Source organism: Enterobacter cloacae complex sp. IR5384 (assembly GCF_049237265.1).
GTDB classification, from domain to species: domain Bacteria; phylum Pseudomonadota; class Gammaproteobacteria; order Enterobacterales; family Enterobacteriaceae; genus Enterobacter; species Enterobacter cloacae.
The window spans coordinates 25,335-43,120 of record NZ_JBMKHJ010000030.1 but is presented as its reverse complement, the minus strand read 5'-3'; the positions used below and the strand labels follow the sequence as shown (position 1 = coordinate 43,120).

Annotated in this window: 18 protein-coding genes; 14 read left to right on the top strand and 4 right to left on the bottom strand. The window is 55.3% G+C overall.

The features are described from left to right. Complete coding sequence (gene metB, locus ACOTX3_RS20145) at positions 1 to 1,161, bottom strand: cystathionine gamma-synthase (protein ID WP_013099309.1); 1,161 nt, start codon at positions 1,159 to 1,161, stop codon at positions 1 to 3. A 276-nt stretch (positions 1,162 to 1,437) separates the two neighbouring features. Here metB and metJ point away from each other — a divergent pair, with 276 nt between their 5' ends. After that, entirely contained in the window at positions 1,438 to 1,755 is a 318-nt protein-coding gene (gene metJ, locus ACOTX3_RS20140; protein ID WP_003862042.1) for a met regulon transcriptional regulator MetJ, read from the top strand. Positions 1,756 to 1,803: 48 nt separating this feature from the next. Here the strand turns inward: metJ and rpmE are convergent, their stop codons facing one another. Further along, positions 1,804 to 2,016, bottom strand: coding sequence for a 50S ribosomal protein L31 (gene rpmE, locus ACOTX3_RS20135; RefSeq protein ID WP_003862040.1), 213 nt, complete (start codon positions 2,014 to 2,016; stop codon positions 1,804 to 1,806). 200 nt (positions 2,017 to 2,216) lie between these two features. Here rpmE and priA point away from each other — a divergent pair, with 200 nt between their 5' ends. From priA to rraA, 7 genes are all read left to right on the top strand, one after another. After that, complete coding sequence (priA, locus tag ACOTX3_RS20130) at positions 2,217 to 4,412, top strand: primosomal protein N' (RefSeq protein ID WP_020686910.1); 2,196 nt, start codon at positions 2,217 to 2,219, stop codon at positions 4,410 to 4,412. Between the two features lie 119 nt (positions 4,413 to 4,531). After that, complete coding sequence (gene cytR / locus ACOTX3_RS20125; RefSeq protein ID WP_013099311.1) at positions 4,532 to 5,557, top strand: DNA-binding transcriptional regulator CytR; 1,026 nt, start codon at positions 4,532 to 4,534, stop codon at positions 5,555 to 5,557. A 93-nt stretch (positions 5,558 to 5,650) separates the two neighbouring features. Next, entirely contained in the window at positions 5,651 to 6,652 is a 1,002-nt protein-coding gene (gene ftsN / locus ACOTX3_RS20120; protein ID WP_028028089.1) for a cell division protein FtsN, read from the top strand. Between the two features lie 94 nt (positions 6,653 to 6,746). Next, complete coding sequence (gene hslV / locus ACOTX3_RS20115; RefSeq protein ID WP_008501802.1) at positions 6,747 to 7,277, top strand: ATP-dependent protease subunit HslV; 531 nt, start codon at positions 6,747 to 6,749, stop codon at positions 7,275 to 7,277. Positions 7,278 to 7,286: 9 nt separating this feature from the next. Next, entirely contained in the window at positions 7,287 to 8,618 is a 1,332-nt protein-coding gene (gene hslU / locus ACOTX3_RS20110) for an HslU--HslV peptidase ATPase subunit (protein WP_013099313.1), read from the top strand. Positions 8,619 to 8,685: 67 nt separating this feature from the next. Then, complete coding sequence (menA, locus tag ACOTX3_RS20105; RefSeq protein ID WP_058679176.1) at positions 8,686 to 9,606, top strand: 1,4-dihydroxy-2-naphthoate polyprenyltransferase; 921 nt, start codon at positions 8,686 to 8,688, stop codon at positions 9,604 to 9,606. A gap of 92 nt (positions 9,607 to 9,698) precedes the next feature. Then, on the top strand, positions 9,699 to 10,184 hold the full coding sequence (rraA, locus tag ACOTX3_RS20100) for a ribonuclease E activity regulator RraA (RefSeq protein ID WP_013099315.1): 486 nt from the start codon (positions 9,699 to 9,701) through the stop codon (positions 10,182 to 10,184). A gap of 583 nt (positions 10,185 to 10,767) precedes the next feature. Here the strand turns inward: rraA and zapB are convergent. Beyond that, positions 10,768 to 11,007: a septal ring assembly protein ZapB gene (gene zapB, locus ACOTX3_RS20095; RefSeq protein WP_013099316.1), complete on the bottom strand. Its 240-nt coding sequence runs from the start codon at positions 11,005 to 11,007 to the stop codon at positions 10,768 to 10,770. Between the two features lie 398 nt (positions 11,008 to 11,405). Between zapB and ACOTX3_RS20090 the strand changes: the two genes are divergently transcribed. The 4 genes from ACOTX3_RS20090 to fpr all read left to right on the top strand — a co-directional run bounded on the left by ACOTX3_RS20090 (position 11,406) and on the right by fpr (position 15,758). Then, on the top strand, positions 11,406 to 12,251 hold the full coding sequence (locus tag ACOTX3_RS20090; RefSeq protein ID WP_013099317.1) for an MIP/aquaporin family protein: 846 nt from the start codon (positions 11,406 to 11,408) through the stop codon (positions 12,249 to 12,251). Between the two features lie 21 nt (positions 12,252 to 12,272). Next, the gene (glpK, locus tag ACOTX3_RS20085) at positions 12,273 to 13,781 is read left to right on the top strand and encodes a glycerol kinase GlpK (protein ID WP_013099318.1); all 1,509 of its coding nucleotides are present in this window, start codon (positions 12,273 to 12,275) and stop codon (positions 13,779 to 13,781) included. A gap of 123 nt (positions 13,782 to 13,904) precedes the next feature. Then, positions 13,905 to 14,915: a class II fructose-bisphosphatase gene (glpX, locus tag ACOTX3_RS20080; RefSeq protein ID WP_013099319.1), complete on the top strand. Its 1,011-nt coding sequence runs from the start codon at positions 13,905 to 13,907 to the stop codon at positions 14,913 to 14,915. Between the two features lie 96 nt (positions 14,916 to 15,011). Then, positions 15,012 to 15,758, top strand: a complete 747-nt coding sequence (fpr, locus tag ACOTX3_RS20075; protein ID WP_013099320.1) for a ferredoxin--NADP(+) reductase — start codon at positions 15,012 to 15,014, stop codon at positions 15,756 to 15,758. Here the strand turns inward: fpr and ACOTX3_RS20070 are convergent, their stop codons facing one another. Then, positions 15,759 to 16,178 carry a DUF805 domain-containing protein gene (locus ACOTX3_RS20070; protein ID WP_020686904.1) on the bottom strand — a complete coding sequence of 140 codons (420 nt, stop codon included), beginning with the start codon at positions 16,176 to 16,178 and terminating at the stop codon, positions 15,759 to 15,761. A gap of 112 nt (positions 16,179 to 16,290) precedes the next feature. Here ACOTX3_RS20070 and ACOTX3_RS20065 point away from each other — a divergent pair, with 112 nt between their 5' ends. Next, positions 16,291 to 16,887, top strand: coding sequence for a DUF1454 family protein (locus tag ACOTX3_RS20065; RefSeq protein ID WP_013099322.1), 597 nt, complete (start codon positions 16,291 to 16,293; stop codon positions 16,885 to 16,887). A 111-nt stretch (positions 16,888 to 16,998) separates the two neighbouring features. Further along, positions 16,999 to 17,766, top strand: a complete 768-nt coding sequence (gene tpiA, locus ACOTX3_RS20060) for a triose-phosphate isomerase (RefSeq protein WP_003862019.1) — start codon at positions 16,999 to 17,001, stop codon at positions 17,764 to 17,766. The last annotated feature ends 20 nt before the right edge of the window (positions 17,767 to 17,786 follow it).

Below are 17,786 nucleotides of genomic sequence, written 5' to 3'. Positions count from 1 at the left end.
TTACCCCTTGGCTGCGACCCGGAAGCCATTTTCCAGATCGGCAATTAAATCTTCAGAATCTTCAATACCGGTTGAGATCCGCAGCAGCGTCTCAGAAATCCCGGCGGCGGCACGTGCCTCTGGTGCCATACCTGCGTGCGTCATGGTCGCAGCGTGGGAGATCAAACTTTCAACCCCACCTAACGATTCCGCCAGCGTAAACAATGACAGCCCGCTCAGGAAGCGACGCAGCGTTTGCTCGTCACCGTCCAGTTCAAAACTTAACATCGCGCCAAACCCTTTCTGCTGACGCGCGGCAATCTCGTGCCCCTGGTTTTCAGGCAGCGACGGGTGATAAAGCTTCTTCACCAGCGGCTGCGTTTTCAGGAAATCGACAATCGCCTGGGCATTGCGCTGTGCCACCTCCATACGCGGCGACAGCGTGCGAATCCCGCGTAACAGCAGATAGCTGTCGAAGGCCCCGGCGGTGACGCCAATGTTATTGGCCCACCATGCCAGTTCGGTGACAACGTCGGGATCTTTTGCAATCACCACGCCTGCGACGACATCAGAATGACCGTTCAGATATTTAGTGCATGAATGCAATACCAGATCTGCACCCAGCGCCAGTGGGTTCTGAAGGGCCGGACTGAGGAACGTATTATCCACTACACTTATCGCTCCCGCATCCCTTGTGAGCTGACAAATTTTCGCAATATCGACAACGCGCAACAATGGATTGCTTGGACTTTCCACCAGCACCAGCTTCGGCTTCTCTGCCAGCGCCTGTTTCAGCGCCTGTTCGTCATTTTGATCGACAAACAGTACCCGGTAACAGCCGCGTTTTGCCAGGCTATCAAACAGACGATAGCTGCCGCCGTAACAGTCGTGCGGCGCAACCAGCAGATCGCCCGGCTTCAGGAACACGGTAGTCACCAGATGAATGGCAGACATGCCGGTATTGGTTAATACTGCCCCTGCGCCACCTTCCAGTTCCGCCAGCGCGCGCTGGGTAACATCACGCGTAGGGTTGCCACGACGCGAGTAGTCATGCGCACGGGGTTCATTAAATCCGGTGAAATTATAGGTACTGGAAAGATGAATCGGCGGGACAACACAGCCGTACTGCTCGTCATCATTCAATCCGCTACGCACTGCGATGGTGGCCTGTTTACGCGTCATGGTGAAGGCTTCCTGGCTAATTAGGTGAAAAGTCAGGCACCAGAGTAAACATTGAAAGTATGGACGTCAATACATCTGGACATCTAAACTTCTTTGCGTATAGATTGAGCAATGCGCAAATAGCCGTTAAAATTATATGCTTTAGTGCACGCTGCAGCGGCAATATCCGTGCCACGGTATCGTCTCTACGGTAAACTACGCAGGTTTACGGTTCAAAACCGACGGTTACAGGTTTTGCACCTTTAGATTAATGACTGAGAGGATTAAAGGTATCTCATGGCTGAATGGAGCGGCGAATATATCAGCCCATACGCTGAGCACGGTAAGAAGAGTGAGCAAGTAAAGAAAATTACGGTTTCCATTCCTCTGAAGGTGTTGAAGATCCTCACCGATGAACGTACGCGTCGTCAGGTGAACAACCTGCGCCACGCAACCAACAGCGAACTGCTGTGCGAAGCGTTTCTGCATGCGTTTACCGGCCAACCGTTGCCGAACGATGACGACCTGCGCAAAGAGCGTAGCGACGAAATCCCGGAAGAGGCGAAGGTGATCATGCGTGAACTGGGTATCGACCCGGAGACGTGGGAATACTGATAAGCGGATACAAAAAAGGCACCTTGCGGTGCCTTTTTTTCGGGAAACTTATTTAGCGCCCGGGATGCTGAAACGCTTGTTGAAGCGGTCAACACGGCCACCGGTTGCAACGTCACGCTGCTTACCAGTGTAGAACGGGTGGCATTTGCCGCACACGTCCAGGTTCAGATCGTGACCCACGGTAGAGCGGATCTGGATAGAGTTACCGCAAGAGCAGTTTGCAGTAATCATTTCGTATTTCGGGTGAATATCTTTTTTCATGGGAGAACCTCAGTTAAGGCCGCGTCGCTCTTCCAGCCCTAACGCCAGACACCACGCGATGTTGAATGTAAGTTCTTTGGCGTAAAGTACACCAAAGGCGGCGAATCATACAGAATTTGACCAACGTATGCAAACTGATCCGCACGCCGCTTTCACTAATGTGTATACTAACGCGCCACTTTTCAAGTCAGGAAGATTCGATGCCCGTCGCTCACGTTGCCCTGCCCGTTCCGCTTCCCCGCACGTTTGACTATCTGCTGCCCGACAGCATGAGCGTTAAAGCGGGCTGTCGCGTGACCGTGCCCTTTGGCAAACAGCAGCGCGTAGGGATCGTCGTCTCCGTCAGCGACAAGAGCGAATTGCCGCTTAACGAACTGAAATCGGTCGTTGAGGTGCTCGACAGCGAGCCCGTTTACTCCACCAGCACCTGGCGACTGCTACTATGGGCGGCGGATTATTATCATCATCCGATTGGCGATGTTCTGTTCCACGCTTTACCGATTATGCTGCGCCAGGGCAAAAGCGCCAGCCACGCGCCAATGTGGTACTGGTTTGCGACCGAACAGGGCCAGGCGGTGGACATTAACAGCCTGAAGCGCTCCCAGAAACAACAGCAGGCGCTGGCCGCCCTGCGTCAGGGGAAAATCTGGCGCCATCAGGTCGATGAGATGGAAGTCAGCGAAACCGCGCTCCAGGCACTACGAAAAAAAGGGCTGAGCGAACTGGCAAGCGAGGCTCCGGCCCTGTATGACTGGCGGGAGCGATTTTCCGTCTCGGGCGATCGCCTGCGCCTGAACACCGAGCAGGCCACCGCCGTGGGGGCGATCCACAGTGCCTCCGGCCATTTCTCCGCCTGGCTACTGGCCGGAGTCACCGGATCCGGCAAGACAGAAGTCTATCTCAGTGTGCTGGAAAACGTGCTCGCGCAGGGCAAACAGGCGCTGGTGATGGTGCCGGAAATTGGCCTGACGCCGCAAACCATCGCGCGCTTTCGCGAGCGGTTTAATGCGCCGGTTGAGGTGCTGCACTCTGGCCTGAATGACAGCGAACGCCTCAGCGCCTGGCTGAAAGCGAAAAACGGCGAAGCGGCGATCGTGATTGGCACCCGTTCATCACTGTTTACACCGTTCAAAAATCTTGGCGTCATCGTCATTGATGAAGAACACGACAGCTCTTATAAGCAGCAGGAAGGCTGGCGGTATCACGCCCGCGATTTGGCCGTCTATCGCGCGCACAGCGAGCAAATCCCCATTATTCTGGGCTCTGCTACCCCGGCGCTCGAAACGCTGCATAATGTTCGTCAGCGTAAATACCATATGCTGCGCCTGACGCGTCGCGCGGGGAATGCGCGTCCGGCCATTCAACACGTGCTGGATCTGAAAGGTCAGCAGGTGCAGGCGGGGTTAGCACCTGCCCTTATCACCCGGATGCGTCAGCATTTGCAGGCGGGCAATCAGGTTATTTTGTTCCTCAACAGACGCGGCTTTGCCCCGGCACTGCTGTGTCACGACTGCGGCTGGATCGCAGAATGCCCGCGCTGCGACCACTACTACACCTTCCATCAGGCCCAGCGCCATTTGCGCTGCCACCACTGCGACAGCCAGCGCCCGGTGCCGCGTCAGTGCCCGTCGTGCGGGTCAACGCACATCGTGCCGGTCGGTCTGGGCACTGAACAGCTGGAACAGGCCCTGGAGCCGTTCTTCCCGGATGTGCCCATTTCCCGAATCGACAGGGACACCACCAGCCGTAAAGGGGCGCTGGAACAGCAGCTGGCAGAAGTGCATCGCGGTGGCGCGCGCATCCTGATTGGCACCCAGATGCTGGCCAAAGGTCATCACTTCCCGGACGTGACGCTGGTTGCCCTGCTGGATGTCGATGGCGCACTGTTCTCTGCCGATTTCCGCTCAGCCGAGCGTTTTGCCCAGCTTTATACCCAGGTGGCCGGACGCGCGGGACGCGCCGGGAAACAGGGCGAAGTGGTACTACAAACGCACCATCCTGAGCATCCGTTGCTGCAAACCCTGCTGCACAAAGGCTATGACGCCTTTGCCGAGCAGGCGCTGGCTGAACGCCAGACCATGCAGCTTCCCCCGTGGACCAGCCACGTGATCATCCGCGCGGAAGATCATAACAACCAGCAGGCGCCGCTTTTCCTGCAGCAGTTGAGAAACCTTCTGCAGGCCAGCCCGCTGGTCGATAATCAATTGTGGATTTTAGGGCCGGTTCCGGCGCTGGCCCCCAAGCGCGGCGGACGTTTTCGCTGGCAGATTTTGCTCCAGCACCCTTCGCGCATCCGTTTACAGCACATCGTCAGCGGCACGCTGGCCTTGATCAACACCCTGCCAGAAGCGCGCAAAGTGAAGTGGGTGCTTGACGTTGATCCCATCGAAGGCTGAAGCCGGATCGAAAAATTTAACGTCCCTCACACTTTTTATGAAAATTCTGTAACCGATTCCATTAACTATCTGTAAAAATGGTGGCGTCAGAAGTTCGGTGTTCAGGCGAGGAGAAGACGTTGAAGTCCAGGAAAGAGGTTGCCACGGCGACCATGAAAGACGTTGCCCAGAAAGCACAAGTCTCTACGGCAACCGTGTCCCGCGCATTAATGAACCCGGATAAAGTCTCTCAGGCGACCCGCAACCGGGTAGAACAGGCCGCGCTGGAAGTGGGGTATTTCCCACAGGCGATGGGGCGTAACGTTAAACGTAATGAGTCGCGGACCATCCTGGTGATTGTACCGGACATCTGCGATCCCTTCTTCAGCGAAATTATTCGCGGCATCGAAGTGACCGCTGCGGAGCAAGGGTATCTGGTGCTCATTGGCGACTGCGCGCACCAGAATCAGCAGGAAAAAACCTTTATCGACCTCATTATCACCAAGCAGATCGACGGCATGCTGCTGCTTGGTTCGCGCCTGCCGTTTGATGCCAGCATTGAAGAGCAGCGCAATTTACCGCCGATGGTGATGGCCAACGAGTTTGCGCCGGAGCTGGAACTGCCAACGGTGCATATTGATAACCTGACCGCCGCGTTCAACGCCGTTAACTACCTGCAGGAGCTGGGGCATAAACGGATTGGCTGCATTGCCGGCCCGGAAGAGATGCCGCTGTGTCACTATCGCCTGCAGGGCTATGTTCAGGCGCTTCGCCGAACCGGCGTGACGGTTGATCCGCACTACATTGCGCGCGGTAATTTTTCCTTCGAAGCCGGTGGTCAGGCGCTGGAAAAACTACTGGCGTTGCCTGAGCCGCCTACCGCAGTGTTCTGCCACAGCGACGTGATGGCACTGGGGGCATTATCGTATGCGAAACGCCGCGGCCTGCGCATACCGAAAGATTTGTCGATTATCGGTTTCGATAATATTTCGCTTTCAGAATTTTGCGATCCCCCGCTCTCAACCGTTTCGCAGCCACGCTACGACATTGGCCGTGAAGCGATGCTTCTTTTGCTCGATCAGTTGCAGGGTCAAACAGTTAGCAGCGGATCGAGGTTGCTGGACTGCGAACTGATTATTCGTGGTTCTACCCAGGCATTGACTTAAAGTAAATGTCTTTAGGACACCCTTATCTGGTCAAAGCCCCGCCGCTTAAGTAACATGGCGGACTGACGAACGAATAAATACAGCGAAACGATAGTGGCACAACGAGATTATGTACGTCGCGGCCAGCCGGCACCTTCGCGACGCAAAAAGAGTAGCGCAAAGAAAAAGCAACGTAACCTGCCTGCTGTCTCGCCAGCAATGGTCGCTATTGCTGCGGCGGTACTGGTGGCCTTCATCGGCGGCCTGTACTTTATCACGCACCATAAAAAAGAAGAGGCTGAGGCCCTTCAGGGCAACAAAGTGGTTGGAAATGGTCTGCCACCGAAGCCTGAAGAGCGCTGGCGCTATATTAAAGAGCTGGAAAGCCGTCAGCCTGGCGTGCGTGCGCCGACCGAGCCATCCGCCGGTGGCGAGGTGAAAAATGCCGATCAGCTAACGGACGAACAGCGTCAGTTGCTGGCACAGATGCAGGCCGATATGCGCCAGCAGCCTACGCAGCTGAATGAAGTGCCGTGGAATGAACAAACGCCGGCGCAGCGTCAGCAAACACTGCAACTGCAGCGCCAGCGTCAGGCACAGATTCAGCAGCAACAACAACAGCAGCAGTGGACGCAAAACCAGCCGGTACAGCAGCCTAAAGCGCAGCCGCGCGTGACGGAACAGCCGTACCAGCAGCCGCAAACGCGAACGGCGCAGTCTCAGCCTGCTCAGCAGCCAAAGGCCCAGACGCAGAAGCAAACGGCTCAACCGTATCAGGATCTGCTGCAGACGCCTGCGCATACCACCGCGCAGCAGCCGAAAACACAGCAGGCCGCACCGGTCACCAAAGAGACCGAGGCACCGAAGCAGACGGCTGAGAAGAAAGATGAACGCCGCTGGATGGTGCAGTGCGGTTCGTTCAAAGGTGCCGAGCAGGCCGAAACGGTCCGCGCTCAACTGGCATTTGAAGGATTTGACTCGCGCATTACCACCAATAACGGCTGGAATCGCGTGGTGATTGGCCCGGTCAAAGGCAAAGAAAATGCCGATGGCACCATTTCTCGTTTGAAAGTCGCCGGCCACACAAACTGCATCCGACTTGCTTCCGGGGGTTGAAACCCCCAAATTCCCCCCCATCTATCTTTCTATTCAGCCCTGAGCACAGGCTCAGGGCTTCTGTTTCCCGATTTTGTAACCAGGGGGTCTGCTCGTGACAACAATAGTAAGTGTACGCCGTAACGGCCACGTGGTAATCGCCGGTGATGGCCAGGCCACGCTGGGTAATACCGTAATGAAAGGCAACGTGAAAAAAGTCCGTCGTTTATACAACGACAAAGTGATCGCCGGTTTTGCAGGCGGCACGGCTGATGCTTTCACGCTGTTTGAACTGTTTGAACGTAAACTGGAAATGCACCAGGGTCATCTGGTGAAAGCCGCCGTGGAGCTGGCGAAAGACTGGCGAACCGACCGCATGCTGCGCAAACTCGAAGCGCTGCTGGCCGTGGCCGATGAAACCGCATCGCTGATCATCACCGGTAACGGTGACGTCATTCAGCCGGAAAACGACCTGATTGCCATCGGCTCTGGCGGCCCTTATGCCCAGGCTGCGGCTCGCGCACTGTTGGAGAATACCGACATGAATGCGCGTGATATCGCTGTGAAGGCGTTGGATATTGCGGGTGATATCTGCATCTATACCAACCACAACCACACCATCGAAGAATTGACCTCTAAAGCGTAAGGATCTCCCATGTCTGAAATGACCCCACGCGAAATTGTCAGCGAACTGGACAAACATATTATCGGCCAGGATAACGCCAAGCGTTCCGTGGCTATTGCTCTGCGTAACCGCTGGCGCCGCATGCAGCTCGACGAAGAGCTGCGCCATGAAGTGACGCCAAAAAACATTCTGATGATCGGCCCAACCGGTGTCGGTAAAACCGAAATCGCGCGCCGTCTGGCTAAACTGGCTAACGCGCCGTTCATCAAAGTTGAAGCCACTAAGTTCACCGAAGTGGGCTATGTAGGTAAAGAAGTTGACTCTATCATCCGCGATCTGACCGACTCGGCAATCAAGATGGTTCGCGTTCAGGCGATCGAGAAAAACCGCTATCGCGCGGAAGAGATGGCTGAAGAGCGTATTCTTGACGTGCTGATCCCGCCGGCGAAAAACAACTGGGGCCAGGCTGAACAGCAGGCTGAACCGTCTGCGGCACGTCAGGCATTCCGCAAAAAGCTGCGCGAAGGCCAGCTGGATGACAAAGAGATTGAGATCGATCTCGCCGCCGCGCCAATGGGTGTGGAAATCATGGCGCCTCCTGGCATGGAGGAGATGACCAGCCAGCTGCAGTCCATGTTCCAGAACCTGGGCGGTCAGAAACAGAAAGCGCGTAAGCTGAAAATCAAAGATGCGATGAAGCTGCTGATTGAAGAAGAAGCAGCAAAGCTGGTGAACCCGGAAGAGCTGAAGCAGGATGCGATCGACGCGGTTGAGCAGCACGGTATCGTGTTTATCGACGAAATCGATAAGATCTGTAAGCGCGGTAACGCGTCCGGCCCGGACGTCTCCCGTGAAGGCGTGCAGCGCGACCTGTTGCCGCTGGTAGAAGGCTGCACCGTCTCCACCAAGCACGGCATGGTTAAAACGGACCACATCCTGTTTATCGCGTCCGGTGCGTTCCAGATTGCCAGCCCGTCTGACCTGATCCCGGAACTGCAGGGTCGTCTGCCTATCCGCGTTGAGCTGCAGGCGCTGACCACTGAAGATTTCGAACGTATCCTGACCGAGCCAAACGCGTCTGTGACCGTACAGTACAAAGCGCTGATGGCGACCGAAGGCGTGAACATTGAGTTCACCGAAGACGGTATCAAACGCATCGCCCAGGCGGCCTGGCAGGTCAACGAAACCACCGAGAACATCGGTGCGCGTCGTCTGCACACGGTGCTGGAACGCCTGATGGAAGATATCTCTTATGATGCGAGCGACCTGAACGGTCAAACCATTACCATTGACGCAGAATATGTGGGTAAACACCTGGATGCGTTAGTGGCAGATGAAGATCTGAGCCGTTTTATCCTATAATCGCGGTTACTGCATTCTCATCACATTTAATGGGGGCTAATGCCCCCATTTTTTTGGCTTAATAACTATGACTGATATCAGCCGTACTCAGGCGTGGCTCGAAAGTCTGCGCCCTAAAACCCTTCCTCTGGCCTTTGCCGCGATTATCGTCGGTACCGTCCTTGCCTGGTGGCAGGGGTATTTCAATCCGCTGGTTGCCGTGCTGGCGCTGGTCACCGCCGGTTTGTTGCAGATCCTCTCTAATCTCGCCAATGACTACGGCGATGCGGTTAAGGGTAGCGATAAGCCTGACCGTATCGGCCCTCTGCGCGGGATGCAGAAAGGGGTGATTACGCAGGCACAGATGAAGCGTGCGTTGATTATCACCGTGGTACTGATTTGTTTATCCGGCCTGGCGCTGGTGACGGTCGCCTCGAAAACCACCAGTGATTTCATTGGTTTTCTGGTGCTGGGCCTGCTCGCTATTATCGCCGCCATTACCTATACCGTCGGCACCCGCCCTTACGGTTATATCGGCCTGGGTGATATTTCCGTGCTGGTATTTTTTGGCTGGCTGAGCGTGATGGGCAGCTGGTACTTACAGGCGCATACGCTTATCCCTGCCCTGTTCCTGCCCGCCACCGCCTGCGGTCTGCTGGCAACGGCGGTACTTAACATCAACAATCTGCGCGATATCGACAGCGACCGTAAGAACGGCAAAAACACGCTGGCCGTGCGTCTGGGGCCGGTAAACGCGCGTCGCTATCATGCCTGCCTGCTGATGGGCGCCCTGCTCTGCCTCGCGCTGTTCAACCTGATCTCGCTGCATAGTCTCTGGGGCTGGCTGTTTGTGCTCGCCGCGCCGCTGCTGATTAAACAGGCCCGCTTTGTGATGCGTGAGCTCAGCCCGGCAGCCATGCCACCGATGCTTGAGCGCACGGTAAAAGGCGCATTGCTCACTAACCTGTTGTTCGTGATAGGGATTGTCCTGAGCCAGACGCTGAGTTAACTGACAAATATCAATTAACAATTGATGATTTTGCCAACAACGCATTTCGCACGATATACTGAACACATTCGCAGCAACAGAGCGTTAAACCTATGAAATACGATACCTCCGAGCTTTGTGACATCTACCAGGAAGATGTCAACGTCGTTGAACCGCTGTTCTCCAACTTTGGTGGACGGTCTTCGTTTGGCGGACAAATCATCACGGTGAAATGTTTCGAGGATAACGGGTTGCTGTACGATCTGCTCGAACAGAACGGTCGTGGTCGCGTGCTGCTGGTTGATGGCGGCGGCTCCGTACGTCGTGCATTGATTGACGCAGAACTGGCCGGAATTGCCGTGCAAAACGAATGGGAAGGCATTGTGGTCTACGGTTCAGTACGCCAGGTGGACGATCTCGAAGACCTCGATATCGGCATTCAGGCGATTGCCGCCATTCCGGTAGGCGCCGCAGGTGAAGGCATTGGCGAAAGCGATATCCGCGTCAATTTCGGCGGCGTGACCTTCTTCTCCGGCGACCATCTCTATGCCGATAACACCGGCATTATCCTCTCCGAAGATCCGCTGGATATTGAGTAGTAAACAGTAAGCGAGCGCCATAAAAAAACCGCCAACAGCAATGTGGCGGTTTTTTTGTCCCTCGGGATTCGCGGTCCGTTGGGAAGGCTTGCAGGCTAACACCAAGGATCTTCATCATACTCTCGTCCAAACCTTGGGCAACCCCTCAGAAGCTTTATAAAATCCTAATTCTTTATGAATACCTTAACACCACGGTTGCTGCTTATTATGATGCAGCGTCCCTTTCCGCCATCTCGCAAATGGGCATCGGTCCAGGGAAAGGTGTATTCACAACCGTAAAACAGGCTAATACCAGGGCTTGTGTCCACCGACTTATCACCGGTGGTGAACGGTGGAGCGGTTAGCTGCAGGGACCGCATAATGAAACGCTATTTATGTATCGCGTTCATTGTCGCCAGCGTACTCGTTGTGAAGAGTGATGAACCCAATGTGTTCTTTGCTTTTGCTACGACAGCGCAGGACAAGTAGCGTTAAGGCCGCCTTGGGCGGCCTTTTTTATGGTTATTACCCATTCGCGATAACCATAAAAAAGCCGGGTGGCGGCTTCGCCTTACCCGGCCTACTCAGTTCTATCCCAGGGGAATTAAACCTCTTCCATACGTCCCAGCAGCGCCTGCAGACGTTCCTGCCAGCCGTTCTGCTGTTCACGCAGCTGGTTGTTTTCGCGCTCCAGTTCTTCACGGCCGTGCTGAGCTGTCTGCACTTCTTGCGCCAGGCTGTTGTTCTTTTCTTTCAGCTCTTCAATTTCCATCTGCAGCAGCGTGATGGTGTCAATCGCCTGCTGTACTTTCGATTCCAGTTTCTCAAACACTTCTAAAGACATGATCCTACCTCTCCTGAATTGCAAGGCGACGCTTTAACGTAAACGCGCACAACATCTATGCCGATTGTATGAAGCCCCGTCGCCCCTGTCCAGCGACACACCGCGCAGATCGCGGTTTGCAACACTTTTCGGCCTCGTCCTGGTGCGTTCGCGGCAATTACCCCTAAGTTGTTAACTCATTAGTTAATGAAATGATTCAGCTCACACTCTCGCGCTGATGCAAAAATGCGCTTTATGGCGCGTAAACGCTCATTTTATTGACGCAGACCACACATTTTGATTTCGATATTTCTCGTTTTTGCTCGTTAACGATAAATTAACACTATGTCTACAGGACATCATGGCTGTCACGGGCGGCCATGCTAACAATAAACATCAATCTCTTCAGGATTCCGATTATGAGTCAGACATCAACCTTAAAAGGCCAGTGCATTGCCGAGTTCCTTGGTACCGGGTTGTTGATATTCTTCGGAGTGGGCTGTGTTGCTGCACTGAAAGTGGCGGGTGCCAGTTTTGGTCAGTGGGAAATCAGTATTATCTGGGGTCTGGGTGTGGCAATGGCCATCTACCTGACTGCAGGGGTTTCTGGCGCACATCTTAACCCGGCGGTGACCATCGCACTGTGGCTGTTCGCGTGCTTCGACGGACGCAAAGTTGTTCCTTTCATTATTTCTCAATTTGCCGGCGCGTTTTGCGCAGCGGCGTTAGTTTACGGGCTTTATTACAATCTTTTCATCGACTTCGAACAGACGCATCATATGGTGCGCGGCAGCGTCGAAAGTCTGGATCTGGCAGGTATCTTCTCAACGTATCCAAACCCGCATATCAATTTTGTGCAGGCGTTCGCAGTTGAAATGGTGATTACCGCTATTCTGATGGGCGTTATCCTGGCGCTGACCGACGACGGAAACGGCATTCCGCGCGGCCCGCTGGCACCTCTGCTGATTGGCCTGCTGATTGCGGTGATCGGCGCATCCATGGGCCCGCTGACCGGCTTCGCGATGAACCCGGCGCGTGATATCGGACCAAAAGCGTTCGCCTTTATCGCTGGCTGGGGCGACGTGGCCTTCACCGGTGGCAAAGACATTCCTTACTTCCTGGTTCCGCTGTTTGCGCCGGTTGTCGGGGCTGCGCTGGGTGCGTTTAGCTATCGCAAATTAATTGGTCGCCACTTACCGTGCGACACCTGTGTGGACGAGGAGAAAGAGACGACTTCTACCGCACAACAAAAAGCTTCGCTGTAATCTGACTACGGGACTTACACCATGACCGAAAAAAAATATATCGTTGCGCTCGACCAGGGCACCACCAGCTCCCGCGCTGTCGTAATGGATCATGACGCGAACATTGTCAGCGTGTCACAGCGTGAATTTGAGCAAATCTATCCTCGTCCAGGCTGGGTAGAGCACGACCCGATGGAGATCTGGGCATCGCAAAGCTCCACGCTGGTCGAAGTGCTGGCGAAAGCCGATATCAGTTCTGACGAAATAGCCGCGATTGGTATTACCAACCAGCGTGAAACGACAATCGTCTGGGAACGTGAAACCGGCAAGCCAATTTATAACGCCATCGTCTGGCAGTGTCGTCGTACGTCAGAGATTTGCGAACAGCTGAAGCGCGACGGTATGGAAGAGTACGTCCGCAGCGCCACGGGCCTGGTGGTCGACCCGTATTTCTCGGGTACCAAAGTGAAGTGGATCCTTGACCATGTGGAAGGTTCACGTGAGCGTGCAAAACGCGGCGAACTGCTGTTCGGTACCGTCGATACCTGGCTTATCTGGAAGATGACCCAGGGTCGCGTCCACGTCACGGACTACACCAACGCCTCGCGCACCATGCTGTTCAACATCAACACGCTGGAGTGGGATGACAAGATGCTGGACGCGCTGGATATTCCACGCGCTATGCTGCCAGAAGTACGTAAATCTTCTGAAGTGTACGGTCAGACCAACATCGGTGGTAAAGGCGGCACGCGTATTCCTATCGCCGGTATCGCCGGTGACCAGCAGGCGGCGCTGTTCGGCCAGCTGTGCGTTAAAGAAGGGATGGCGAAAAACACCTACGGTACCGGCTGCTTTATGCTGATGAACACCGGCGAGAAAGCGGTGAAATCAGAAAACGGTCTGCTGACCACCATCGCCTGCGGCCCACGCGGTGAAGTGAACTATGCGCTGGAAGGTGCGGTGTTCATGGCGGGTGCATCCATCCAGTGGCTGCGCGACGAAATGAAGCTTATCAGCGATGCATTCGACTCCGAGTACTTCGCCACCAAAGTGAAGGATACCAACGGTGTGTACGTGGTACCTGCGTTTACCGGTCTGGGCGCACCGTACTGGGATCCGTATGCACGCGGCGCGATTTTCGGCCTGACGCGTGGTGTGAATTCCAACCACATTATTCGCGCCACCCTGGAATCTATCGCTTACCAGACGCGCGACGTACTGGAAGCGATGCAGGCTGACTCCGGCATCCGTCTGCACGCTCTGCGCGTGGATGGCGGTGCAGTCGCGAACAACTTCCTGATGCAGTTCCAGTCCGACATTCTGGGCACCCGCGTGGAACGCCCGGAAGTGCGCGAAGTGACCGCGCTGGGTGCGGCGTACCTTGCGGGTCTGGCGGTCGGCTTCTGGCAGAATCTGGACGAGCTGCAGGAAAAAGCGGTTATCGAACGTGAATTCCGCCCTGGCATCGAAACCACCGAGCGTAACTACCGCTACAGCGGCTGGAAGAAAGCGGTGAAACGCGCCCTGGCGTGGGAAGAGCACGAAGAGTAATCATACATTCCCTCTCCCCCGGGGAGAGGGTCAGGGTGAGGGGCTCCGGCTGCACCGGTCCCCTCGCCTCGCCCCACTCTGTGATAAACTTCGTGCAATTCCTTTTGATTGCACGAGTACCTCATGAAACGTGAACTTGCTATCGAGTTTTCCCGCGTTACCGAAGCCGCTGCCCTGGCAGGCTATAAATGGCTTGGCCGTGGCGACAAAAATACCGCCGACGGTGCGGCTGTCCATGCCATGCGCATTGTCCTCAATCAGGTCAATATTGACGGCACTATTGTGATCGGCGAAGGCGAGATCGACGAAGCGCCAATGCTCTACATCGGTGAAAAAGTGGGTACCGGCAAAGGCGATGCCGTGGATATCGCCGTCGACCCGATCGAAGGCACACGCATGACGGCGATGGGTCAGGCCAACGCGCTGGCCGTTCTGGCCGTGGGTGATAAAGGCTGCTTCCTCAACGCACCGGATATGTACATGGAAAAGCTGATTGTCGGTCCAGGCGCGAAAGGCGCCATCGACCTCAGCCTGCCGCTGGAAGAGAACCTGCGTAATGTCGCCAGCGCGCTGAACAAGCCGCTGAGCGAACTCACCGTCACAATTCTGGCGAAACCACGTCACGACGCTACCATCGCGCAGATGCAAAAGCTGGGTGTACGCGTGTTTGCCATCCCGGATGGCGACGTGGCGGCCTCCATTCTGACCTGCATGCCAGACAGTGAAGTGGATGTCCTGTACGGTATTGGCGGCGCGCCGGAAGGCGTGGTCTCTGCTGCGGTGATCCGCGCGCTGGATGGCGACATGCAGGCCCGCCTGCTGCCTCGTCATGAGGTCAAAGGCGACAACGAAGAGAATCGCCGCATTGGCGAAGATGAGCTGGCGCGCTGTGAGGCAATGGGTATTGAAGCCAATAAAGTCCTCGCACTTCACGAAATGGCCCGCAGCGACAACGTTGTTTTCTCCGCGACCGGCATCACCAAAGGCGATCTGCTGGATGGCATCACCCGCAAAGGCAACATGGCGACCACGGAAACGCTGCTGATCCGCGGTAAATCGCGCACCATTCGTCGCATTCAGTCGATTCACTATCTCGACCGTAAAGACCCGGACGTACAGACGCACATTCTGTAAAACCGTTTGATCGATAGAGCTTTCCAGCCCGAATGGGCTGGATATCTTCATCACAAATACGGAAGATAGATCCGAGAAACAGCACAGGAGAAGATCATGGCGGACTGGGTAACAGGTAAAGTCACTAAGATAAAATTCTGGACCGATGCGCTATTTAGTCTCACCGTGCACGCCCCCATCCATCCGTTTACGGCCGGACAGTTTGCCAAACTGGGGCTGGATATCGACGGCGAACGCGTGCAGCGCGCTTACTCGTACGTCAACGCGCCCGATAATCCGGATCTCGAGTTCTATCTGGTTACCGTCCCGGACGGCAAACTCAGCCCGCGCCTGGCGGCGCTTAAACCCGGTGATGATGTCCAGATTGTGAGTGACGCAGCAGGTTTCTTCGTGCTGGACGAAATTCCGGACTGCGAAACCCTGTGGATGCTGGCAACCGGCACGGCCATCGGCCCCTATCTCTCCATTCTGCAGTACGGCAAAGACCTGGAGCGGTTTAAAAACATCGTGCTGGTGCATGCCGCGCGTTACGCCGCAGACTTAAGCTATCTGCCGCAGATGCAGGAGCTGGAGCGGCAGTATGCCGGAAAGCTGAAAATCCAGACCGTGGTAAGCCGCGAAACGGCAGCAGGTTCGCTGACCGGCCGCGTGCCGGCATTAATTGAGAGTGGAGCCCTGGAAGAGGCCGTTGGCTTGCCGATGCGTGCCGAAACCAGCCACGTGATGCTGTGTGGTAACCCGCAGATGGTACGGGACACTCAGCAGCTTCTGAAAGATACCCGGCAGATGACGAAACACCTTCGCCGCCGACCGGGTCATATGACCGCCGAACACTACTGGTGATCAGCGGTATTTCACCTCAAGAGTGTCTTTACCGTATTTGTTTTCGCTCTGGGTGCCGATGAACGCACCCAGATCGATAACCATCATCACAAAGATAATGGTCGGTAGCAGTCTGCCCACCACCCAGGGGAGGATGGACGGAAGTATTGACCAGTTCCCGGCGACCAGCATCCACGCCAGAATAATCAGAAAAGCCCATGCACCGGAACGACCGCGATCGTGCAGGCGTTTCACCACCACGGCCGCGGTTGGCCACAGTAAACAAACCAGCGCAAACGCCGCGGTTTGCGTGCTCAGCCATGCGTTATAGGCCACAAAAAACAGAAGCAGCATAGCGATAATCCACGTCGCCATCCAGATCCAGAAATCACGGCGTCCAATACGCCCTTTGAATGAAAACAACCACTGCTGTATGGTCATGTAAGGTTCCTTATTATCATATCGTGCGCATTTTACCCTGGAGTTGTGACCTTTTGACAAGCCGACCAGATATCGATTTAATCATGAGCACTTACGGCCAGGGACAATGTTGATGAAAAATTCGGCACACCTTCTTTTCCTGTGTTTCGCGATGCTGAGCGCCGGTCTCCCCCTGCACGCCGCCGAACCCCCTGCTCCGACAACCGCGCCCTACCTCCTGGCGGGTGCGCCATCGTTCGATCAGTCCATCAGTCAGTTTCGTGAAACGTTTAACAAAACCAATCCAACGCTGCCGCTGGATGAATTTCGCGCCATTGATGGCGCGCGCGATACTCCAAACCTGACCCGTGCCGCCAGCAAGATTAACGAAAACTTGTACGCTTCCACTGCGCTGGAGCGCGGTACGCTAAAAATCAAAAGTATGCAGATCACCTGGCTGCCGATTCAGGGGCCAGAGCAGAAAGCCGCCAAGGCGAAGGCGCTGGAGTACATGAGCGCGGTGCTGCAGGCATTTACGCCCGCACTGACAAAAAAACAGAGCCAACAAAAGCTGCAAAAACTGCTGGTTACGGGTAAAAACAAGCGCTATTACACCGAAACCGAAGGCGCGGTGCGCTATGTGGTGGCGGATAACGGCGAAAAAGGCCTGACCTTCGCTGTTGAACCGATTAAGCTGGCACTATCTGACACACTCGGAGGGGCGAATTAATGACAAAAAGCAAAGCCTTTCGAGGGAAAATCTCTATACTGATTCACAGACCATGCTGCCCGTCAGGGTGGCCATATTCCTTAATTCGCTTATTTAGCGTGGAGAATTGAAATGCGACATCCTTTAGTGATGGGTAACTGGAAACTGAACGGCAGCCGCCACATGGTAAACGAACTGGTTGCGAACCTGCGTAAAGAGCTGGCTGGCGTGACTGGCTGCGCGGTTGCTATCGCTCCGCCGGATATGTACCTGGATCTGGCTAAACGTGCCGCTGACGGCAGCCACATCATTCTGGGCGCACAGAACGTTGACGTTAACCTGTCTGGCGCATTCACCGGTGAAACCTCCGCTGAAATGCTGAAAGATATCGGCGCCAAATACATCATCATCGGCCACTCTGAGCGTCGCACCTACCACAAAGAATCCGACGAGTTCATCGCGAAGAAATTTGCGGTGCTGAAAGAGCAGGGTCTGATCCCGGTTCTGTGCATCGGTGAAACCGAAGCAGAAAACGAAGCAGGCAAAACGGAAGAAGTGTGCGCACGTCAGATCGACGCTGTGCTGAAGACGCAGGGCGCGGCAGCATTCGAAGGCGCGGTTATCGCTTACGAGCCAGTCTGGGCGATCGGTACCGGCAAATCTGCAACCCCAGCGCAGGCTCAGGCGGTTCACAAATTCATCCGTGACCACATTGCTAAAGCCGACGCGAAAGTGGCAGAGCAGGTCATCATCCAGTACGGCGGTTCCGTAAATGCCTCTAACGCGGCAGAACTGTTCACCCAGCCAGACATCGATGGCGCGCTGGTTGGCGGTGCATCCCTGAAAGCTGACGCTTTCGCGGTAATCGTTAAAGCGGCAGAAGCGGCTAAACAGGCGTAATGCTGTTGTGGCGGGTGGCG